At 71.0% G+C, this 20089-nt stretch carries 20 protein-coding genes; 3 read left to right on the top strand and 17 right to left on the bottom strand.

Annotated features, from left to right (window positions below; genetic code table 11):
- Window positions 1–38: 38 nt before the first annotated feature.
- Entirely contained in the window at window positions 39–1292 is a 1254-nt protein-coding gene (locus RGI145_RS14420; RefSeq protein ID WP_075798883.1) for a GGDEF domain-containing protein, read from the bottom strand.
- Between the two features lie 286 nt (window positions 1293–1578).
- Here RGI145_RS14420 and RGI145_RS26125 point away from each other — a divergent pair, with 286 nt between their 5' ends.
- Window positions 1579–2838 carry an MFS transporter gene (locus tag RGI145_RS26125; RefSeq protein ID WP_075800081.1) on the top strand — a complete coding sequence of 420 codons (1260 nt, stop codon included), beginning with the start codon at window positions 1579–1581 and terminating at the stop codon, window positions 2836–2838.
- A 57-nt stretch (window positions 2839–2895) separates the two neighbouring features.
- A complete protein-coding gene (locus RGI145_RS25125) occupies window positions 2896–3354 on the top strand; it encodes a hypothetical protein (protein WP_156878550.1) in 459 nt (152 codons plus the stop codon).
- A gap of 39 nt (window positions 3355–3393) precedes the next feature.
- On the opposite strand, the gene RGI145_RS14410 is transcribed toward RGI145_RS25125, so the two are convergent.
- Together RGI145_RS14410 and RGI145_RS14405 are read right to left on the bottom strand one after the other, a co-directional pair.
- The gene (locus RGI145_RS14410; protein WP_075798882.1) at window positions 3394–4617 is read right to left on the bottom strand and encodes a multidrug effflux MFS transporter; all 1224 of its coding nucleotides are present in this window, start codon (window positions 4615–4617) and stop codon (window positions 3394–3396) included.
- A 168-nt stretch (window positions 4618–4785) separates the two neighbouring features.
- Window positions 4786–6405, bottom strand: coding sequence for an ABC transporter substrate-binding protein (locus RGI145_RS14405; RefSeq protein ID WP_075798881.1), 1620 nt, complete (start codon window positions 6403–6405; stop codon window positions 4786–4788).
- A 202-nt stretch (window positions 6406–6607) separates the two neighbouring features.
- On the opposite strand from RGI145_RS14405, the gene RGI145_RS14400 reads away from it, so the two are divergent.
- Window positions 6608–7405: a glucose 1-dehydrogenase gene (locus tag RGI145_RS14400; RefSeq protein WP_075798880.1), complete on the top strand. Its 798-nt coding sequence runs from the start codon at window positions 6608–6610 to the stop codon at window positions 7403–7405.
- Between the two features lie 13 nt (window positions 7406–7418).
- Here the strand turns inward: RGI145_RS14400 and phoB are convergent, their stop codons facing one another.
- From phoB to RGI145_RS14330, 14 genes are all read right to left on the bottom strand, one after another.
- Entirely contained in the window at window positions 7419–8132 is a 714-nt protein-coding gene (gene phoB / locus RGI145_RS14395) for a phosphate regulon transcriptional regulator PhoB (RefSeq protein WP_027281595.1), read from the bottom strand.
- Window positions 8129–8845 (bottom strand): phosphate signaling complex protein PhoU, encoded by a 717-nt coding sequence (gene phoU, locus RGI145_RS14390; protein WP_027281596.1) that lies wholly within the window; start codon window positions 8843–8845, stop codon window positions 8129–8131. Before phoU ends, phoB begins: the two co-directional genes overlap by 4 nt.
- A gap of 17 nt (window positions 8846–8862) precedes the next feature.
- Window positions 8863–9651 carry a phosphate ABC transporter ATP-binding protein PstB gene (pstB, locus tag RGI145_RS14385; RefSeq protein WP_075800080.1) on the bottom strand — a complete coding sequence of 263 codons (789 nt, stop codon included), beginning with the start codon at window positions 9649–9651 and terminating at the stop codon, window positions 8863–8865.
- 62 nt (window positions 9652–9713) lie between these two features.
- The gene (pstA, locus tag RGI145_RS14380; protein WP_075798879.1) at window positions 9714–10607 is read right to left on the bottom strand and encodes a phosphate ABC transporter permease PstA; all 894 of its coding nucleotides are present in this window, start codon (window positions 10605–10607) and stop codon (window positions 9714–9716) included.
- A gap of 4 nt (window positions 10608–10611) precedes the next feature.
- Window positions 10612–11613 carry a phosphate ABC transporter permease subunit PstC gene (gene pstC / locus RGI145_RS14375; protein ID WP_083670743.1) on the bottom strand — a complete coding sequence of 334 codons (1002 nt, stop codon included), beginning with the start codon at window positions 11611–11613 and terminating at the stop codon, window positions 10612–10614.
- Between the two features lie 76 nt (window positions 11614–11689).
- Window positions 11690–12733, bottom strand: a complete 1044-nt coding sequence (gene pstS / locus RGI145_RS14370; RefSeq protein WP_075798878.1) for a phosphate ABC transporter substrate-binding protein PstS — start codon at window positions 12731–12733, stop codon at window positions 11690–11692.
- A 171-nt stretch (window positions 12734–12904) separates the two neighbouring features.
- Complete coding sequence (locus RGI145_RS14365; protein WP_156878549.1) at window positions 12905–13345, bottom strand: hypothetical protein; 441 nt, start codon at window positions 13343–13345, stop codon at window positions 12905–12907.
- A 290-nt stretch (window positions 13346–13635) separates the two neighbouring features.
- On the bottom strand, window positions 13636–14268 hold the full coding sequence (locus RGI145_RS14360) for an ABC-type transport auxiliary lipoprotein family protein (protein ID WP_075798876.1): 633 nt from the start codon (window positions 14266–14268) through the stop codon (window positions 13636–13638).
- On the bottom strand, window positions 14265–15308 hold the full coding sequence (locus tag RGI145_RS14355; protein WP_075798875.1) for an MlaD family protein: 1044 nt from the start codon (window positions 15306–15308) through the stop codon (window positions 14265–14267). The genes RGI145_RS14360 and RGI145_RS14355 overlap by 4 nt, the downstream gene beginning before the upstream one ends.
- On the bottom strand, window positions 15309–16070 hold the full coding sequence (locus RGI145_RS14350) for an ABC transporter ATP-binding protein (RefSeq protein WP_075798874.1): 762 nt from the start codon (window positions 16068–16070) through the stop codon (window positions 15309–15311).
- 72 nt (window positions 16071–16142) lie between these two features.
- On the bottom strand, window positions 16143–17240 hold the full coding sequence (locus RGI145_RS14345; RefSeq protein WP_075798873.1) for an ABC transporter permease: 1098 nt from the start codon (window positions 17238–17240) through the stop codon (window positions 16143–16145).
- Entirely contained in the window at window positions 17240–18538 is a 1299-nt protein-coding gene (locus RGI145_RS14340; RefSeq protein WP_167668285.1) for a flavin monoamine oxidase family protein, read from the bottom strand. Before RGI145_RS14340 ends, RGI145_RS14345 begins: the two co-directional genes overlap by 1 nt.
- A 454-nt stretch (window positions 18539–18992) precedes the next feature.
- Window positions 18993–19622, bottom strand: coding sequence for an ankyrin repeat domain-containing protein (locus RGI145_RS14335; RefSeq protein WP_075798871.1), 630 nt, complete (start codon window positions 19620–19622; stop codon window positions 18993–18995).
- A gap of 90 nt (window positions 19623–19712) precedes the next feature.
- Complete coding sequence (locus RGI145_RS14330) at window positions 19713–20084, bottom strand: hypothetical protein (RefSeq protein WP_075800078.1); 372 nt, start codon at window positions 20082–20084, stop codon at window positions 19713–19715.
- Window positions 20085–20089 lie beyond the last annotated feature (5 nt).

Below are 20089 nucleotides of genomic sequence, written 5' to 3'. Positions count from 1 at the left end.
TTGCCATCCGCGCCCCCTCTCCGGAAGGGGCGCCGCCATCAGGCGGAGCGCGCACGCTCCATGGCGAGGCGGAGATGCGCCGGCATGGTGGGGCGCAGCACCGCTCCCCGGAACGATCCGGCGACCCTGGTCCGGTTCCGCCCCTCGGCCTTGGCGGCATAGAGCGCCGCGTCGGCGGCGCGTAGCAGCCGGTCCGGCGCACCCGCTTCTCCGGCAACGCCGGGGTTCCGGCTGGCGGCGATGCCGATGCTGACCGTCACCCGGCTGAGCGGGCTGCCGCCATGCGGGATGGCCAGGGCGGCGATCCGGGCATGGATGTCCTCCGCCCGGGCGAGGGCGGCGGCCTCGTCGGCCCCGGGCAGCAGCAGGACGAATTCCTCTCCGCCATAGCGCGCGGCCATCTCGCCGGGCGGCCGGGCGGACAGGCCCAGCGCCCCGCCGATGGCGCGCAGGCAGTCGTCGCCCGGCTGGTGGCCATAGGTGTCGTTGAAGGCCTTGAAGTGATCGACATCCACCATCAGCAGCGCCAGCCTGTCGTTCTCCCGCACCGCCTGCGCCAGGATCGTGTCGAGGTGTCGGCGGTTGGCGAGGCCGGTCAGCCCGTCGGACAGGGCGAGGTGCCGCAACTGCGCCAGGGCCTGTCGCTCCGCGCGCTCCTTGGTCATTGCCAGGAACAGGAAGGTGAGGCCGATCGTGTGCAGCAGGGCCTCGACCACCAGCGCCAGGCCGATGGCCGGCGAAAGCAGCCAGCCTGCCTCCGCGGCCGGCACCAGCGTGGCGGCGCGGGCGAGGTGGAGCACCGCATGCAGGACGAGGAGCAGGATGGCGACGCGCCCGGCATCCCCCGCCTCGTCGCGCCGGCGGCGGAGTTCCAGGGCGGTGGCGATGGTATAGGCGGCGCCGATCGCAAACACCGGCGCGGCCTGCCAGGGCCCCGCTATCCCGGCCCTTTCCAGCCCATCCCCGACCGGCCCCGCCCAGAACAGCCAGACGACGGGGCCGAGCAGCACCAGGCCGGGGCGCGCGCCCCGGCCGGCGAAGCGCCGCGCGGCCGTCCAGGACAGGGCCGTCGCCAGCAGGATCGCCGCGCTGCCCCAGGCATCGCCGCGATCCTGCGCCACCGCCGTCAGGGCGAGCCCGACCGCGCCCAGGATCATGGCGCTTCCCCAAAGGGCGAGCGATCCGGCATCCCGGCCCCGGCCCCGTGACAGCAGGAGGACCAGACCGGAAAAGGCGATCACCAGCGCCGTCGCCACGAGCAGCGTCGGGGCATGCAGGGACGGAAAGATCATGCACGACCCTAGCATTCAAAAATCGGCATCCGTATCGAAATACGGAGGCGCGCGGTTGATCGGGAGGCAACGGGGTCTGCGGTGAACGCCGGGAACCCCGAAGGGGCACTGCCGGGATCAAAAAAAATGCCCCTGGCGGAAAATGATTCCGTCCGCGACGCGGGCCTCGCGAGGACGCGAAGCGGCAGGGGCTTGCGCTTCACCCCCGCGCCACGTCACGTCCGCGCCGCCCGGTCCATGCCCGCCGCCCCGCGGAAGGCCGGAGCCAGGGAGACAGACGCTCTTGGTGACCACCGCCCCCCCGCTGCTGCGGCCGGTCCGCGCGCTGCTGCTTTCGGTGGTGCTGCTGATGCTCGGCAACGGGCCGCTCACCACCCTGGTCAGCCTGCGCCTGAACGCGGCCGGCGCCTCGCCGTCCCTGACGGGCCTCGTCGCCACGGCCTATTTCCTCGGCCTGACCATCGGCGCACTGCAGGCCTTCCGCGTCATCCTGCGCGTCGGGCACATCCGGGCCTTCGCCGTCTTCGCTTCCACGGTCTCGGCCACCGGGCTGGTCTATGCCTTGTGGCAGAATGCCGCGCTCTGGGCGCTGGTGCGGCTGGTGGACGGGTTCTGCATGGCGGGGCTCTTCATCTGCATCGAGAGCTGGCTGAACGACCGGGCGGAGCCGGCGCGGCGTGGCGCGCTGCTCGCCGCCTACATGGTCTGCGTCTATGGCGCGCAGGCGGCGGGGCAGGGGCTGCTGAACATCGGCGGGGCGGGGGACCTGCGGCCCTTCCTGCTTCTGTCCATCCTGATGGGCCTGTCCGTGCTGCCCGTCTCGATGACCAGCAAGAGCCCCACCGCGCTGCCCGATGTGGCCTCGCTGGGCCTGCGCCAGCTCTACCGGATCTCGCCGCTCGGCATGGTCGGCACGGTGACGAGCGGCCTGCTCCTGGGCGCCGTCTATGCGCTGGCGCCGCTCTTCGCCCGTGGCAGCGGGCTCGACCTCGCCGGGACCACGCTGTTCATGACCGCGCTGATCCTGGGGGGCATGGCGCTGCAATGGCCGCTCGGGCGCCTGTCCGACCGCTTCGACCGGCGGCTGGTGATCCTGGGCACGCTGGCGGCGCTGGTGGCCTCCTGCGTCCTGGTGCTTCTGGTCGTGCCGCTCGGCACACCCTGGCTGCTGGCGGCCGGCGCGCTCTTCGGCGGGCTGGTCTTCGCGCTTTATCCGCTCTGCGTCTCGCACACCAACGACTGGTTGGGGGCGGGCGACCGGGTGGCGGCCAGCGGCGGCCTCGTGCTGGCCTATTCCTTCGGCGCGGCGGCGGGGCCGGTCCTGGCCTCCATGGGCATGAGCCTTGTGGGTCGCAGCGGCCTGTTCCTTTACGCCGGTCTGGTGTCGCTGGCCTGCCTCGGCTTCGGCCTGTGGCGACTGACGGCCCGTGCGACCCTGCCCGCCGAGCGGCAGCAGCCCTATCAGGGCCTGCCCGGCACCACCCCGGCCGCAGCGCCCCTGCATCCCACGGTGGAGGCGGAGAAGGATACCACCGGCGCCGGATAGGGAGCGGAGGGCGACGGCGCGCCGGGCCGTTGTGGCGCCGGCATGCCGATTCAGTAGATGGCACATCCGGATCGCGCCGCGCCCGATTCGGCAACGGCTGCGTGCTTCACGGACATCGTGGTCACAGCGAATTTATTGTTAGCGGGGAATGAAAATTCTCGGCTCGATCCGGCATCCGGTGCATTCTCCATCTCGCAGTTGCAAGAAGAGGCATTCCGGTCCGGTAGCAGCCGTGGCCAATATGGCCACCGACGGTGCCCAGAACGTGACAGGATGGTAAAGAGCGCTTGCCACCATCCAAAAAATGCGATTAATGCCGGTAAAATTGGTTTCGGTTCGAATTCGATGGAGGGGCATCAGGACGTGCAGTCTTCGAACCCTAGCTTCCAGGCAGAGCTGCAACGCCTGGTCACCACCATGAACGAGCACCAGCGCCAGGGCCTTCTGGTCGTCGCGCGCGCGATCGCCGCCGCCGCGGAAAGCGCGCCCAAGGCCACGGCGACGCCCGCGCGCTGAGCCGCGGGCCAGGCAGGGGTTGCCCCCCTCGCGGGCTGGTCAGCCGCGCGAGGGCGCGTGTTCCGGCAGGGGGTCCCGGCCCGGCAGCAGGGCGAGTTGCAGCACCAGGCCCAGCAGCGCGAAACCCGCCATCGTCGCTGTGAGCGACAGGGCACTGTGGTCGTCGTAGAGCAGTCCGACCAGCGCGCCCGCCAAGGCACCGAACAGCATCTGCAGGCTGCGCAGTGCCGCCGCGGCGGCCCCGGCCATCCGCCCCATCGGCTGCAGCGCACCATGGGTGGCGTTCGGCGCCAGGAGGCCGAAGCCGAAGCTGCCGATGGCGGCGAAGGCCACGAGGCTGGCGGGCCCGAGGCTGCCGGACAGGGTCAGGGCCAGGGCCAGCAGGGAACTGCACAGCGTCAGCGACAGGGCGGCGCGGGACACCAGGCGCCCGGGGGCATGGGCTTTGGCCAGACGGCCGCTGAGCGCCGAACCCAGCATCAGCGTCACCGCGGAGCAGGCGAAAAGCAGGCTGTAGCGGCCCGGCGCCACGCCGAACTGGCCCATCAGCACCGCCGGCGATCCGGAGATATAGGCGAAGAGCGTGCCGAAGCAGGCGGCATTGGACAGGGCATTGCCGAGGAAGACCCGACGCCGCAGCACCTCCCCATAGCGCGCCAGGATCTGGCGGGGATGCAGGCTGTGGTGCCGCCCGTCCGGCGCCGATTCCGCGAAGCCCCAGGCGGTAACCAGCAGCAGGACCAGACCGCCCAGGCCCAGCGCGCCGTAGATCGCCCGCCAGCCCCCCAGCGCCAGCACCAGCGTGCCCAGCATCGGCGCGACGATCGGCCCGACGCCCAGGACCAGCGTGACATAGGACATGCGGACCCGCGCCTCCGTGCCGTCGAACAGGTCACGGACGATGGCGAAGGGCAGCGTCGCGCCCGCCCCGGCGCCGATGCCCTGCACGAGCCGCCAGAACAGCAACGTGCCGGGGGAGCCGGACAGGGCGCAGCCGAGCCCCGCCAGGGCGAAGACCACCAGCCCCGCCAGCAGCACCGGCCGCCGGCCGAAGCGGTCGGAGAGCGGGCCGAGCAGGAGCGGGCCGCAGGCGAAGCCGAGCAGGAAGATGCTCAGCGTCTGCGTGGCCTGGCTGGGCGTGGCGCCCAGATCAGCCTCCAGCGCCGGAAAGCCCGGCAGGCCCATGTCGATGGACAAAGGCGGCAGGGCCGAAAGCGCGCCCAGGAAGACGGTGAAGGCCAGCCCTTTGTGCCGGAGCGCCAATGCGGGGGTTTCCTTGTCAGGACCCGGGCACCGATCGCGGCCAGCACAGGAGGCCGGGTCGCTCCAGGGGCACGGGGGCTGCGATAGCAACCTTGTCGCAATGCAACAAGCACGGCCGTTGCCACCGTGCCGGCGGATGCCATGGGCTTTCCGCCGGATGGTGGCGCCTCAGCCCCGCCGCACGTTCAACGGGATTGGCAGCCCGGGGCGGATATCGGTCAGTCCACGGCGATAGGCGCTGTCCACGAAATACTGGCCGAGCGGGATATAGGGCACGTCCTGGAAGAACTGCGTCTGGATCTCCCGCCCCAGGCGCTTCTGCGCCTCCAGGTCCGGGGCGTCGAACCATTCGTCGCGCAGCACCTCCAGCTTCGGCGAGGTCGGCCAGCCGAACCAGGCATTCTCGCCATTGGCGCGCAACAGCAGGTGCCCCGCCGGGGTGCTGAACTCCATGCCGCTGAACAGGGCGATCAGCGCGTTCCAGCCGCCCTGGTTCGCCGGGCCGCGATTCTGACGCCGCTGCAGCAGCGTGCCCCAGTCCGAGGTCGCGTCCTGCACCTGGAAGCCGGATTTGCGCAGCATGTCCACGCCGACCGTCATCAGCGCATTCTGGTTGGACACGTCGGTGGCGTGCAGGGCGGTCACGCTGGCCCCCGCCACGCCGGCCGCGGCGAGGTCGGCCTTTACCTTGCCGTAGTCGCGCGGGCTGGTGAGCGCCTCGATCCCCGCATCGTTGGCCAGCGGGCTGCCGACCGGGAAGCAGCCGACCTTGTCGCGCCACAGCCGTGGGTCGTCGCCATTCGCCGCCGCCATGAAGTCGGATTGCAGCACGGCACCGAGCAGGGCGCGCCGGGCCTCGGGCTTATCGAAGGGCGGTTGCAGGTGGTTGAAGCGGAAGCTGGCATAGGTGCCGGACTCGTCGATGCGCTCCAGCACCACGTCGCGGGCGCGCTTGAGCACGGGATTGAGGTCGGAGGGCACGACCTCCCACCAATCCACCTCGCCCGATTGCAGCGCGGCGGCGGAGGTGGCGGGGTCGGGGATCACCTTCCACTCCACCCGCTCGAAGCGGGCGAGCTTCGGGCCGGCGATCATGCTGGGCGTGCCCACCGGCGTCGGCACGTACCGGTCGAAGCGGCCATAGACGACCTGGGCGCCGGAGACGCGCTCATTGGCCAGGAAGCGATAGGGGCCGGAGCCCACCACCTCGGTAAAGGGCCTGGTCGGGTCCTGGTTGGCGAAGCGTTCCGGATAGATGAAGCAGGGATACGATGAGGCCTTGCCCAGCGCGTCCAGCATCAGGCCGAAGGGGCGCTTGAGGCGGATCTCGAAGCGCCGGTCGTCCAGCACGCGGATCTCGTCCAGCCGCTGCGCCAGGGTCTGGCCATGCGTGTCGCGCGGCATCCAGCGCTTGATGGAAGCCACGGCATCCTGGGCGCGCACCTTCTCCCCATCGTGGAAGAGCGGGCCGTCGCGCAGGGTGAAGACCCAACGCCTGCCGTCATCCTCCACGGTATGGCCCTCGGCGAGCTGCGGCTGCGGCCGGAAGCTGGCATCAATGCCGTAGAGCGTGTCCCAGCACATGTGGCCGTGGTTGCGCGTCGGATAGGCGGTGGTGGCCAGCGGGTCGAGGATGGTGACGTCGGCCTGCGGGATGAAGCGCAGCACCCGCGCCGCATCGCCCTGTGCCAGGGCCGGGCCGGAAAGGGTGGCCGCCGAACCCAGCGCGGCACTGCCGGCCAGGAGGGTCCGTCGGGTGAGGGGCTGGCTCGGCGGCATGGCGGGCATCCTGGCTGGTTCCGGCTATGGTGCCGGTTGGGGTCCGGTTGGGGGCGGGCGCGGGATTCGGGGGGGCTGCGACGGCCCGGGGGCGCGAGGCTGGCGAAAGCCGGGCCATCCCGTCAACAGCCCGGCCCGCAACTCTCGCTGCCGCCATCTGTTCGCCCCGGGGACAGGGCTGCCGCGTTGCGGCACGGGCAGGAGGACAGCGATGGATTGCCGCCTCGATGGACAGGTCGCGCTGGTCACCGGTGCCAGTTCCGGCATCGGCACGGGCGTCGCGCGCGGGCTGGCGGCGGCCGGGGCGGCGGTGATCGTGAACTACCACTCCGGCCGCGAGCCCGCCGAGGCGCTGGTGGCGGAGATCGAGGGCCAGGGCGGCCGGGCGGTGGCGGTGCAGGCCGACGTCTCCGACCCGGACGCCGTTGCGGCGCTCTTCGCACGGGGCGCGGAGGCGATGGGCGCGATCGACATCGTGGTGGCGAATTCCGGCATCCAGAAGGATGCCCCCGCCACGGAGCTGACGGTCGAGGACTGGCGCAAGGTGATCGACACCAACCTGACCGGCCAGTTCCTTTGTGCCCAGGCGGGCATCCGGCAGTTCCTGAAGCAGAGAGACCGCAAGCTGTCCCGCGCCCTGGGCAAGATCATCCATATGAGCTCGGTGCACGAGGTCATCCCCTGGGCAGGGCATGTGAACTACGCCGCCTCGAAGGGGGGCATCGCGCTGATGATGCGAACGCTGGCGCAGGAGATGGCGGGGCAGCGCATCCGCATCAACGCCATCGCGCCCGGCGCCATCGCCACGCGGATCAACGCGGAGAACGTAGCGGGAGAGGCCGGGAAGCGGCTGCTGGAGCTGATCCCCTATGGCCGCGTCGGCGATGTGGAGGACATCGCCAACGCCGCCGTCTGGCTGGCCTCGGACATGTCGGACTACGTGGTGGGCACCACCATCACCGTGGATGGCGGCATGTGCCTCTACCCAGGCTTCCGCGACAACGGCTGAGGGGAGGGACCCCTCAGCCCTCCACGTCCAGCGCATAGCCGGCGGAGCGGACGGTGCGGATGACGTCCTCCTCCTCCGGCCCGTTCACCGCCTTGCGCAGCCGGCGGATATGCACGTCCACGGTGCGCAGCTCGACATGGATGTCACGGCCCCAGATGGCGTCCAGCAACTGCTCGCGCGAGAAGACGCGGCCCGGGTGCTGCATCATGAATTCCAGGATGCGGTACTCGGTGGGACCCAGATGCAGCGGCCGGCCGTTGCGGGTCACGCGATGCGCCTCCGGGTCCAGCACCATGTCGCGCCAGACCAGGGCCTCACGCATCGAGCCGGGGCCGGAGCGGCGCAGCAGGGCGCGGATCCGGGCCAGTAGCGCCTCCACGGTGAAGGGCTTGGCGATGTAGTCGTCCGCCCCGGTATCCAGGGCGCGCACGGCGTCCTGGTCCTCGGTGCGGGCCGTTACCATGATGATGGGCAGGTCGCGCGTCGCCGGGCGGCGGCGGAGCTGGCGGCAGACCTCCAGCCCCGACAGGCTGGGCAGCATCCAGTCCAGCAGCACCAGGTCGGGCCGGCCCTCGGAGACGCGCAGCAGCGCTTCCTGCCCGTCGGCTGCCTCCTCGACGCGGAAGCCCTGGCGCTCCAGGTTGTAGCGCAACAGGGTCAGCAGCGGCGCCTCGTCCTCCACCACCAGGATGGTGGGGCGGGTGCTGGTCTCGATCGCGGCGCTCATGCGTCGGATGGCGACAGGTCGCCGGGGGCCTCGACCTTCGGCCGCTCGTCGGGAAGGTTCTGGCCGGTGATCGAGAAGTAAACCGTCTCGGCGATGTTGGTGGCGTGGTCGCCGATGCGCTCGAAGTTCTTGGCGATGAAGTGCATGTGGGTGGCCGCGGTGATGTTGCGCGGGTCTTCCATCATGTGGGTCAGCAACTGGCGGAAGAGCCCGTTGTAGATGTCGTCCACCGCCACGTCGCTGGCCCAGACGCGGCGGCAGGCCTCGGCATCCTCGTTCAGCAGCGCGTCGATCACGTCCTTGAGGTTGCGCTGCACCAGTTGCGACAGCGCCTCGAAGGTGCCGAGCCCGACGAGGTTGGGCTGCTGCGCGATCACCATGACCCGCTTGGCGACGTTGCGGGCATAGTCGCCGATGCGCTCCAGCTCCTGGCTGATCTTCATCGCCGCGACGATGAAGCGCAGGTCCGCCGCCATCGGCGCCCGCAACGCGAGGAGGCGGACGCAGAAGCTCTCCACCTCGCGCTCCAGCCCGTCGATCGGGGCGTCGCGGGCGGCGACCTCGGCGGCGGCCGTGGCGTCGCGCCGGGTGAGCACATAGGCGGCATCGGCCACCTGCCGCTCGGCGAGGCCCCCCATGCGGGCGACCAGCTCGCGCAGGCGACGGAGGTCGTCGCTGTAGGACTTGACGATGTGTTCGGGCTGGTTGGCCATGGCCGCTTCCCTCTCGCTCAGCCGAAGCGGCCGGTGATGTAGTCCTGGGTCCGCCGCTCGCGCGGGGTGGTGAAGAGCTGCGCCGCAGGCGCGACCTCCACCAGCTCGCCCAGGTAGAAGAAGGCCACCTGGTCGGCGCAGCGGGCCGCCTGCTGCATGTTGTGCGTCACGATGGCGATCGTGAAGTCCTGCTTCAGCTCGTCGATCAGCTCCTCGATGCGCGCGGTGCTGATCGGGTCGAGCGCCGAGGTCGGCTCGTCGAGCAGGATCACGTCCGGCCGCACCGCGATGGTGCGGGCGATGCAGAGGCGCTGCTGCTGCCCGCCCGAGAGGCCGGCGGCGTTGGTGTCCAGCCGGTCCTTCACCTCGTCCCACAGCGCGGCGCGGGCCAGGGCCCATTCGATGCGCTCGGCCATCTCCGTCCGGCCCAGCCGCTCGTGCAGGCGGATACCGAAGGCGATGTTCTCGCGGATCGTCATGGGAAAGGGGGTGGGCTTCTGGAACACCATGCCGACCTTGGCGCGCAGCGCGTTCATGTCCACGCCCGGGTCGAGGATGTTCTCCCCGTCCAGCAGCACCTGCCCCTCGGCGCGCTGGCCGGGATAGAGACTGTACATGCGGTTCAGGATGCGCAGCAGGGTGGACTTGCCGCAGCCGGAGGGGCCGATCATGCCGGTCACCTGGCGGTGCGGCAGGTCGAGGTTGATGCCCTTCAGCGCATGCTTGTCGCCATACCAGAAGTTCAGGTCGCGCACGCTCATCCCCGCCTCGTTCAGCGGCGCGGAGGGGCGGGAGGTGTCCACCATGCTGCTGGAGGAGGAGGTCGGCATGCTGAAGTGGGTGGCGTTTCCGTTCATGGCGAAGCCTCTCAGCGCTTGGCGCGCAGCACGGTGCGGGCGACGAGGTTCAGGCCGAGAACCCCCAGGGTGATGATCAGGGCTCCGGCCCAGGCCAGGGTGACCCAGTCCTCATAGGGGGAGCCGGCATAGGCATAGATGGTGATCGGCAGGCTCGACATCGGCTGGTTCAGGCTGACCGACCAGTTCAGGTTGCCGAGCGAGGTGAAGAGCAGCGGTGCGGTCTCGCCGGCGATGCGGGCCACGCCCAGCAGCACGCCGGTGATGATGCCCGAGGCGGCGGCGCGCCAGCCCACCAGCACCACCATCTTCCACTTGGGCGAGCCCAGGCCGATCACCGCCTCGCGCAGCGTGTCGGGCAGCAGGCTCAGCATGTCCTCCGTGGTGCGGACCACGACGGGGATGATGATGATGGCCAGCGCCGCCACGCCCGCCCAGCCGGAGAAGCCGCCGAAGGGCAGCACCAGCAGCTGGTAGACAAAGAGGCCGATCAGGATCGAGGGAGCGGAAAGCAGCACGTCCGAGACGAAGCGCACGGCGCCGCCGAGCTTCGATCCGCGGGCATATTCCGCGAGGTAGGTGCCGACGAGCATGCCGATCGGCGTGCCCACCATCGTGGCGAGGATCACCTGGATCAGGCTGCCGACGATCGGGTTCAGCAGCCCGCCGCCGCTGCCGGGAGGGCGGGTCACGTTGACCAGCGTCTGCAGCGACAGCCCGCCCAGGCCGCGCAGCAGCAGCGTCAGCAGGATCGAGGCCAGGAAGAACAGGCCGAGCAACGTGGCCGCGACGCAGAAGGCGCGGATCAGCAGGTCCTTGCGGCGCCGGCTGCGGCCCAGTGCGCGAGCCACGGCGAGGTCCTTGCGCGGGCCGATCTGCCCTGGATGGGAGGTGGTGGCGCTCATCGGTTCAGCCCTTCAGCCGGGGCCGCAGCAGCCAGCGCGAGACGGCCAGCACCGCGAAGGAGATGACGAAGAGGACGAAGCCCAGCGCCAGCAGCGCGGAGAGCTTCAGGCTGCCCATCCCGGCCTCGCCGAATTCCAGCGCGACCAGGGAGGCGATGGTGTTGCCCGGGCCGAAGAGCGAGGCGGAGATGCGGTTGGCGTTGCCGATCACGAAGGTGACGGCCATGGTCTCGCCCAGGGCGCGGCCCAGGCCCAGCATGATGCCGCCCACCACGGAGGTGCGGGTATAGGGCAGGACCACGCCCCGCATCACTTCCCAGGTCGTGGCGCCGAGGCCATAGGCGCTTTCCTTGAAGACCGGGGGCACCTGCTCGAACACGTCGCGCATCGTGGCGGCGACGAAGGGCAGGATCATGATCGCCAGGATCAGCGCCGCGGTGAACAGGCCGGTGCCGAAGGGCGCGCCGGAGAAGAGCGCGCCGATGATCGGCACCTCGCCCAGCGTGTCGATGATCGGCGGCTGGATGGTGGTCGCCATGAAGGGCACGATCACGAAGAAGCCCCACATGCCGTAGATGATCGAGGGCACGGCGGCCAGCAGCTCCACCGCCACGCCGACCGGGCGGCGCATCCAGTTGGGCGCCAGCTCGGTGAGGAAGAAGGCGATGCCGAAGGCGGCGGGCACGGCCATGAGGATGGCCAGCAGCGCGGTCAGCAGTGTGCCGTAGATGGGCACGCCGCCGCCGAAGACCTCCTGGACCGGGTCCCATTCCGTCGAGGTGACGAAGGCGGCGCCGAAGGCCCGGAAGGCCGGCAGCCCGCCCAGGAACAGCTCCACGATGATGGCGCCCAGCAGCAGCAGCACCAGGATTCCGGCCCCCTGGCAGAGGGCCGCGAAGACGGCGTCGCCGAAGCCGCTGGTGCGCTTCGTGGCATGGCTGGGCCGGGGGGGAACCGGATCGGCGCCGATGGCGGCGCCCGCGAGCCGGGATGCGGTCTGGGACAAGGTCGGGCCTTCCTGGGGTCAGACGTGCCGGAGGGGCCTCGCGGCCCCTCCGGTCATGCTCCGGTCGTCGGGGACCTTACCGGTTCCAGACGGGCTTACCGTCCACGTTCACCTGCTTCCAGGCATCGCGCACCTTGGCCTGCACGTTCTCGGGCAGGGGGATGTATTCGAGCTGGCGCGCCGCGTCCCCGCCATGGGTGAAGGCCCAGTCGAAGAAGCGCATCACCGCGCGGGAGCGGTCGGCGTTCTCCGGATTGGCCGGCAGCAGGATGAAGGTCGGCGAGACGATCGGCCAGGAGGCGTCGCCCTGCTGGTCGATGATGCTGGCGGCCATGCCCGGCGCGGACCAGTCGGCGTTCCCGGCGGCGGCGATGAAGCTCTCCATGGTCGGCTTCACGAACTTGCCGGCCTTGTTGCGCAGCTGCACGGTCGTCAGCTTGTTCTGGGTGGCATAGGCGTTCTCGACATAGCCGATGGCGCCGCGGGTGTTGCGCACCGTGCCGGCCACGCCCTCGTTGCCGCGCGCGCCGGCGCCGGCCGGCCACTTCACGGAGGTGGCGGCGCCGACCTTGCCCTGCCAGTCGGAGGAGACGGCGGAGAGGTAGGAGGTGAAGACGAAGGAGGTGCCGGAGGCATCGGCGCGATAGACGGGCGCGATGGCGACGTTCGGCAGGGTCACGCCCTGGTTCAGCTCGACCAGCTTCGGGTCGTTCCACTTGGTGATCTTGCCGGCATAGATGTCGGCGAGGATCTCACCCGTCAGCTTCAACTGGTCGATCTCGACGCCCGGCAGGTTCACGATGGGCACGACCGAGCCCATCACGGCCGGGAACTGCACCAGCTTGGCCTCGGTCAGCTGCTCGGGCTTCAACGGGGCGTCGGAGGCACCGAAATCCACCGTGCGGTTGCGGATCTGGTTGATGCCGGCGCCCGAGCCCACGGACTGGTAGTTCAGCTGGATGCCGATCGCCTTCGCGCCTTCGCCCCAGCGCTGATAGACGGGGTTGGGAAAGGACGCGCCGGCACCGGTGATCTCGGCCGTCTGGGCCAGGGCGCCGTGCGGCACGGCGGCGGTCAGCAGCGCGAGGCCGGTGAGGAGAGCGAGAGAGCGTCTGTACACCGTGCGTGGTCTCCGGAGCGATCTGTTCTTGCCGGCGGGACAGGTGGTCCCGCCGTCGGCTGCTCCCTAGTCCCCCAAGGCGACGCTCATGTTTCACTTTTGTGAAGGTTCGATGACAGGCGGGCCGGCCCGAGCGTCTTCACCAATGGGAAAGACATGGCCGGATAGGTTTCAGCCACCCGGGAAGCGCAGGCCCCGGACCCGTATCTGTCCGTCCTGCCAGGAAAGGTCGAAGCCGACCCCGCCCGCATAGTTCAGGCGCGCGGCGGCGTAGCGGAGATGGCTGGTGCCGATGGGGTCGCCGAGGGAGCGCAGTACATGCTGGGACAGGAGGGGGGGCGAGCGGCGCAACTGCAGCCAGGCGCCGACGGATTGCGGGTCGTTCCAGCCCTCCACCATCTCCCCCGCCATGTCCGCGAGCCAGGTCCGGGCCGCGGGCGAGAGTCCCTGCGCGCTGGCCCGGGGCAGGAATTCCTGCCGCAGGTTACGCCGGAGGCTGGGCAGGTCGGCCATCTGCAACAGGGTGACGCCGTCCATGCGCCGCAGCTTCGCTGCAAAGTCCTGGGCCATCACCCAGGATGGCGCGACGAGCCCGATGACGAAGGCCAGCAACAGGGGAATCATCAGCAGAAGCAGTAGGCGGCCCCGGCCCCGCCGGGATGGCGCGTGGCCTTTGGCCGGGACAGGCCTCGCGGACAGCGCGCGGCCCGAATCCAGGCGATGATCGTATTCCGACCAGACCTCGTTCCAGTCGTCGTCTCTGTCCGGGCCATCGAACGGCATTGGGTGACCCCTGAAACACCCGCCTCAACGTGCCATCCTGGCTGAAGTTTGACGGTTGTCTAGGTATTCGTGAACACCGTCCTACCTAATTAACCACAAGTTGTATTAATAGAAGATTACTATCTTAACGCGATCAAAATCTGTTGTTCGAGCTGCGCGAAGGCCCCCGCCAGGGCGGCCACCATCGCCTGGGCCTGGGGTTCCGGTCGCAGCGGACGTTCCGGCGGCAGGGGCGCGGTCCCGGACACGGTGAACTGGCGCACGGCCCGGCGATCGAGTGCGCCTTCCCGCAGCAATACCGCCGAAAGGCCGGCCCGGGCCAGGCCCTGGCCGAGATCGGCATGCAGAGCGGTCAGCTCCGTTTCCAGCACCAGATCGCTGTTCGCCCGCGTGCCGGGGGCCAGCACCGCGGCGAAGAGGCCGGAAGCCACGAGCCAGCGGCGCAGGGCCTCGTCCATCGCCTCGGCGGGTGGGGCGACCCATTCGGCGTAATACTCCACATGCACCGTGCCGTCCGGGTTGATGGCACGCAGCATGCGCCCCTCCGTCCCCGGCGCCGCGCGCGCCAGGCGAAGGAGAACCGTCTGCCGGCCGAAGCCGCGCAGCGGTGGGCCGGAGCGCACGGGGTCCAGCCGGAAGCGCAGCGGCTCCACATAAGGGCGGCTCTGCAGCGCCGAGCAGCCGGGCAGGGCCAGCAGCGCAGCCAGCAACGGCCGGCGCGCCAAGGTGTGGCGTCGGGTGGGACCGTTCATCGGCTGCGCTCCGTGGCCCAGGCGGGTGGCGGGGGCGGCGCGCCCAGGATCGCCTGGGAGGGCGCGCGGCGCAGGGTCTCGGTCGTGTCGCGCAGGTTGGCGGCCACGGCCCCCAGGTCGCGCAGGATCGGCTGCAGGTCGGCGTTCACGTCGCTGGTCGTATGGCCCGCCGTGCGCGCCGTGCGCTCCAGTGCGCTGATCACCGCCGGCAGCCGTTGCATGGAGGCATTGAGCTGCGCGGCGGCGTCGCGGGTGGAGCGCAGCGTCGCCTGCATTTCCGGCCCCGCCACGGTGCGGCGCAGGTCCGCCACGGCGCCCCGGATGTCCTTCACCATCCCCTGGATGTCCGTGCCGTCCAGGGTCTGGCGCAGTGTGCCGGCCATGGCCGAGACATCGGCCAGGGTCTTCGCCAGGTCGCCGTTGCTGGTCTGCCGGTGGACATCCGCCAGCGCGCCGTCGAGGTTGTTCATGATGTCCTCCAGCGGCAGGCCCTGAAGGCGGCTCAGCAGGTTCTGCGCGGCGTCCTGCACCTGCGCCACGGTGGAGGGAATGGAGGGGATCACCGGATGCTCCGGCGTCCAGGGCAGCTTTTCCACCGGGAAACGCTCGGGGTTCTCGAAATCCATCTCGATATAGGAGCCGCCGGTCAGGCCCGCGCTCGACAGGCGGGTGCGCAGGCCGAAGCCGACCGCGCGCTCGGGGTCGGCACCCTCAGGTCCCAGCCGGTCCTGGTCGATGGCGAAGCGTACGACGACGAGCTGGAAGGCCGCCTGGAAGGGCCGCCCCTCCGGGTTGCGGTAGACGGAGTTGACCAGGGTGATCTCGGTGACGCGGCCGAGCTGCACGCCGCGGTAGCGCACCGGGGCGCCGACATCGAGGCCCTGCACGCTCTCGCGGAAATAGGTCTCGAAGATCTCGGAATGGCGGCTGAGACGTCCGGCGGTGAAGAACATCACGAAGCCGACCGTCAGCGCGATCCCCGCCAGGATCAGCAGTCCGACCCGCAGATAGAGGCCGGAGCCCCGTCCGGACGCGGCCATCTACTCGGCCTCCCGGCGGAAGAAGTGGCGGACGGTGTCGTTGGGCGGGTCGTCGCGCAGGTCGCCGGGGCGGCCCTCCGCGATCATGCCCTTGGCGGCCTTGTCCAGCATGATGCAGCGGTCACCGATGTTCAGGATGGATTGCAGCTCGTGCGTTACGACCACGAAGGTCGTGCCGAGATCGCGGGCGAAGTCCTTGATGAGCTGGTCGAGCCCCGCGGAGGTGATCGGGTCGAGCCCCGCGGAGGGCTCGTCCAGGAACAGCAGGGGCGGGTCGAGCGCCATGGCCCGGGCGATGCCGGCGCGCTTGGCCATGCCGCCCGAGATCTCCGCCGGCAGGCGGTTCGCCGCCTCGCTCAGCCCCACCAGGCCGAGCTTGGTGCGGGCGATCTCCGCCCGGCCCTCCGGCGGCAGGTCGGTATGGGCCTCCAGAGGCAGCATCACATTCTCCAGCAAGGTCATGGAGCCGAAGAGGGCGCCAGACTGCCACATCACGCCGAGCCGGCTCAGCAGCGCCCGGCGCGCGGCGCCCTCCGCCGCCAGCATGTCCGTGCCCAGGATCTCGATCTGTCCCTCGCTGGGCGGCATCAGCCCGATCAGCAGCTTGAGCAGGGTGGACTTGCCGCAGCCGGAACCGCCCAGGATCACGAAGACCTCGCCGCGCCGGACGTCGAAGCCCACATCCTGGAACAGCAGGTTGGAGCCGAAGCGCATGGCGATGTCCCGCGCCCGGATCACCGTCTCCTCGCCCCCGCGGCCCATGGCGCCGGGCGGCGTCGCGTCCTGGCCGCTCCTGGCGGCCGTTTCCTGCGGCACCGGCTGTCGCGCCATCGTTCAGAAGCCCAGCCGGTAGAAGAGGATGGCGAAGAGGCCGTCGAGCACCACGATGGCCACGATGCCGCCGACCACCGCCGCCGTGGCGGCATCGCCCACCGCGCGCGGCCCCCGCCCGGCCGTCAGCCCGGCGCGGCAGCCGATGCCGGCGATCACCAGGCCGAAGACCGCCGCCTTGAACAGGCCCTGCAGCAGGTCGCTCATCACCACGCCCTGGGCCACCTGGTTGACGGTGAAGACCAGCGGATAGCCCAGGCTGAGCATCACGCCCGTCATGCCGATCAGCCCGGACAGGTTCATCAGCAGGGTCATCACCGGCATCACCATCAGGCCGGCGAGCAGACGCGGGAGCACCAGCATCACCATCGGGTCGATGCCCATGATGCGGAGCGCGTCCACCTCCTCGTTCACCGTCATGGTGCCGAGCTCTGCGGCATAGGCCGAGCCGGTGCGGCCGGCCAGGATCACCCCGGCCAGGAGCGGGCCGAGCTCACGCAGCAGGGAGATCCCGACCATGCGGGGGATGAAGGTCTCTGCCCCGAACTGGCGCAGCGGGGCCGCGGACTGGAAGGCCAGGATCAGGCCGATCAGCACGCCCAGCAGCGCCACCAGGGGAAAGGAGAGCGTCCCCGCCTCGTCGAGATGGCGCAGCAGCTCGGACAGGCGGAGCTGGCGGCGTCGGCGGAAGGCGTTCACCAGCGTGGTGGCGGCCTCGCCCAGGAAGGCGATGCGGATCAGCATCGCCCGCCACACGCCCACGCCCCAGGAACCCAGAGCCGGGATCAGCGGCAGGGGCGGCGCGTCCGGCCGGGGCTCCGGCTGCTCCCGCGCCGCCCGCACCCGTTCCAGCACGGCGGCGACCGGGCGGCTCGCGCCCTCGAAGCTCTCGCATTCCCCGGCCGCGCGCAGCAGCAGCGTGGCGCCGCCCGTGTCGATCGTGCCCACGCCGGACAGGTCCACATGCCGCACCCCCTGGGCCTCGCCGGGCAGGCGGTTCCAGAACGGGGCCACCGTGGCCGTGGTCAGATCCCCCGAGACCCGCAGCGTTTCGCCCTCTGTCTCGAAGGAGGGCGTAGCGTCATCCGTCCCGCCTGCCATCAGCCGAGCCTCGGGGACAGGGCCGTGGCGATCGTCGCGGCCGCGGCTTCTCCGGTTTCCCAGGCGCCGCCGACGGTGCCGGCCAGATGGGGGTGGCAGTGCTCGCCGGCCAGGAGCAGGCGCCCGTCCGCCAGAGGGACGGACAGGGCCGCGCGCGCACCCGCCGCGCCGGGCCGGGCATAGCTGTAGGCCCCGCGCGAGAAGGGATCGGCCCCCCAGCGGCTGACCAGGGCGCGGTCCCAGTCGATGGCCTGCCGCGCCCTTGCGCCATAGAGCCGCGCCAGTTCCTCCTCGGCATGGGCGAGCTGCGCCGCGGGCCCCTCGCGCTCCAGCGCCCAGGCCTGGTCGCCGCCGAGGAAGCCCTCCAGATGCGGCCGCCCGAAGGGCCAGGCCACGAAGGTCATGCGGGTCTCGCCCTCTCCGACGCGCCGCTCGGCCCCACCGAAGGGCGGCAGGTCCAGCCGGTCCTCGCCACGGGCCGGCAGGATGAACTTGGTCAGCAGCCCGAGCGGCAGGCCGTGCAGCGACTCCTGGTATTCCGGCGGCAGGGGCGGATCGAAGCGCAGCGCCCCGGCGGCCAGGAGGCTGGCGGGCAGCGTCACGATGGCTGCCCGGCCCTCCAGCACGCCGCGCGGCCCCTCGGCCTGGACGCCGGTGCCGGACCAGCGGACGCGCTCGACGGGCCAGCCGGTGAGAATCGGCAGACCTTCCGCCAGCCGGGTCAGCAGCGTGCCGAAGCCGGGTTCCGGCAGGAGGTTGGGCGGCTCCAGCTGGTTCTGCAGGAAGTCCGCCACCCCCATGTCGCGTGGCTCGGCCGCTGCGATGGTCTGTCCCTCCCAGGCGGCGATGCTGGCATCCCAGGGGCCGCCACGTGGCGCCACGGTGGCCAGGGCGGGGTCCGGCTCCCAAGGGGCGGCCCGCACGGCCTCCATCCAGCGGTCATAGGCTTCGTCGAATTCGGCCTGTTCCGACTCCGTCGCCCAGCGCCCCGCGCCGGGGGCGTCGCCGGGGTGGTCCAGGTAGAGGCGGTGGAGACGATGGTCGTCGTGGTTCAGCAGCGGGAAGCCCAGCGCCCGGGCCAGCGCCGTCAGCGGGTTCCGTGAGGCCGCGTGCACCCAGGTGGCGCCGAGATCCACCGGCCAGCCAAGGCTGTGATCGGTCAGCGCCCGGCCACCGGCGCGGTCCCGCGCCTCCAGCACGGCACAGCTCAGCCCACGGGCGAGGCAGGCACGTGCCGCCGCGAGGCCGGCCGCGCCGGCACCGAGGATCAGCACATCGGATTGGCTCGGAAGATGCATTACATACATGGATGTACGTCAAATGGCCCCGGTCGCCAATCCATCCCGCGACCGGGCGATCCTGCGGATGCCCGGGATGTGATGCGCCCGTACCGCATGTCCGGTGGCAGCCGGCGCGGCGATCGCTCCGGCGGATTCCGGCCCGCTGCGCAGATGGACGGGATCAGGACTTCTTTGCGCGCCGCCGTCTGGTCCGGGGGGGCTTCGCCGGGGAAGCCGAGCTGGGAGACGTCAAAGTGGGGGACATGGCGGCACGCATCGCCTTGCCGCTCTGCTGACGCCAGGCATTGGCGAAATGGCCCTGCCACCAGCCGATCGTGCGGTTGGCGGCGCTCAGCCACAGACTCATCGGAGTGCCCTTCATGCGGCCCGCTTCCCTGCATCCGGAGACGGGCCGAAGCCCGGTGCGGGGAAAAGCCCACACCGGCCTTCGGGTTTCGCCGGCCGGGCGGGATCAGCCGCCGCGGCCGTCGAAGCCCAGGAAGCCGGCTTCCGGCCGGGGCGTGCCGCCATTGCCCCCGGGCGCCCGCCCGGTGGGTGCCTGGTCGGCCGTGCGCGTCGGGCGGGGGCTGGCCGCCTCGCGCGGGCTGGCCGGGGCGTGCCCGCGCGCGGCCTCACGCGGTGCCGCAGGGCGGGAGGCGCCGGAACGCGGGGCAGCGGCCTCGCGCGGAGGGGCGGAGGAGGGGGCGCTGGGGCGGAAGGAGGCGCGGGCCGAGAGCAGGTAGAAGGCGATGTCGTTGCGGCCCCGGTCCACCGCCGCATCGATCGGCGTCAGCCCGAGGACGTTGCGGGCCTCCAGGTCGGCGCCGCGCGAGACGGCGTCGCGGGCGGCGGCCATGTCGCCCCGGGTGATGGCGTCGAAGAGCTCGTCGTTCGGCGACATGCTGGCCACGGGCTTGTCCGACGGAATCGCGCCACCGGAGCCACCGCCGGCGCCGGGCAGGGGCGGTGGCGCGACCGCCGGTGCCGCGCCCGGAGTGTTGGGCTGCAGCGGGCCGCGCGGGCGGGTCGGGTCATATTGCGCCTGTGCGGCCACGGCAGGCAGCAGCAGGGTGGCGAGGCTGGCGAGGAGCAGGCGGCGCATAATGCGTGCCTGTCTAGCGGGCAGAGCGGCTTTCTGCCAGCGGGGAAATGGCGGGAGTGCGGGCGGGCCCGCCATCCGGCCCCGTTGCCTTCAGGCGCAGCCCTCACCGCGATAGGTGAAGTCCTCCACCCGGTCAGCCCGCAGGGCGAAGGTGACGTTGCAGGTCACCGGCGCCCAGACCGTGGTGGGTGGCCCCCAGACTCCGCCCCAGCCGAAGGGGCGCCCGCCATAGCCGAAGCCGCCGCCCCAGAAGGGATCGCCCGGCAGGGCGGTCAGGCGCTGGCTCTGGAATTCGAGGAACTTCCGCCCATCCGCCTCGTAGGTTCGCACCGGCACGCCCAGGGTGGAAACGAGCTGGCCCTCCGATTGCCCCACCAGGGGCGACAGCCGCTGCGACAGGGTCGGTCCCGGCGCGGCACAGGCCGTGACGAGCAGGGGCAGCGCGAGGAGGAGGCGTTTCATGGTGC

This window comes from Roseomonas gilardii (genome assembly GCF_001941945.1).
In the GTDB taxonomy this organism is placed as follows: Bacteria; Pseudomonadota; Alphaproteobacteria; order Acetobacterales; family Acetobacteraceae; genus Roseomonas.
The sequence above is the reverse complement of the archived record's forward strand: the minus strand, read 5'-3'. Positions and strand labels throughout refer to the sequence as shown.

What these genes read in the sequence shown, in the direction of transcription:
- phoU (WP_027281596.1), bottom strand. Translation starts at nt 8,845, where the DNA reads ATGGCCAACCAGCCCGAACACATCGTCAAGTCCTACAGCGACGACCTC.
- RGI145_RS14360 (WP_075798876.1), bottom strand. Translation starts at nt 14,268, where the DNA reads ATGAACGGTCCCACCCGACGCCACACCTTGGCGCGCCGGCCGTTGCTG.
- RGI145_RS14335 (WP_075798871.1), bottom strand. Translation starts at nt 19,622, where the DNA reads ATGCGCCGCCTGCTCCTCGCCAGCCTCGCCACCCTGCTGCTGCCTGCC.
- phoB (WP_027281595.1), bottom strand. Translation starts at nt 8,132, where the DNA reads ATGAGCGCCGCGATCGAGACCAGCACCCGCCCCACCATCCTGGTGGTG.
- pstB (WP_075800080.1), bottom strand. Translation starts at nt 9,651, where the DNA reads ATGGTGGACACCTCCCGCCCCTCCGCGCCGCTGAACGAGGCGGGGATG.
- RGI145_RS14420 (WP_075798883.1), bottom strand. Translation starts at nt 1,292, where the DNA reads ATGATCTTTCCGTCCCTGCATGCCCCGACGCTGCTCGTGGCGACGGCG.
- RGI145_RS14355 (WP_075798875.1), bottom strand. Translation starts at nt 15,308, where the DNA reads ATGGCCGCGTCCGGACGGGGCTCCGGCCTCTATCTGCGGGTCGGACTG.
- RGI145_RS14405 (WP_075798881.1), bottom strand. Translation starts at nt 6,405, where the DNA reads ATGCCCGCCATGCCGCCGAGCCAGCCCCTCACCCGACGGACCCTCCTG.
- RGI145_RS14330 (WP_075800078.1), bottom strand. Translation starts at nt 20,084, where the DNA reads ATGAAACGCCTCCTCCTCGCGCTGCCCCTGCTCGTCACGGCCTGTGCC.
- RGI145_RS14400 (WP_075798880.1), top strand. Translation starts at nt 6,608, where the DNA reads ATGGATTGCCGCCTCGATGGACAGGTCGCGCTGGTCACCGGTGCCAGT.
- RGI145_RS14345 (WP_075798873.1), bottom strand. Translation starts at nt 17,240, where the DNA reads ATGGCAGGCGGGACGGATGACGCTACGCCCTCCTTCGAGACAGAGGGC.
- RGI145_RS14340 (WP_167668285.1), bottom strand. Translation starts at nt 18,538, where the DNA reads ATGCATCTTCCGAGCCAATCCGATGTGCTGATCCTCGGTGCCGGCGCG.
- pstA (WP_075798879.1), bottom strand. Translation starts at nt 10,607, where the DNA reads ATGAGCGCCACCACCTCCCATCCAGGGCAGATCGGCCCGCGCAAGGAC.
- RGI145_RS25125 (WP_156878550.1), top strand. Translation starts at nt 2,896, where the DNA reads ATGGCACATCCGGATCGCGCCGCGCCCGATTCGGCAACGGCTGCGTGC.
- RGI145_RS14350 (WP_075798874.1), bottom strand. Translation starts at nt 16,070, where the DNA reads ATGGGCCGCGGGGGCGAGGAGACGGTGATCCGGGCGCGGGACATCGCC.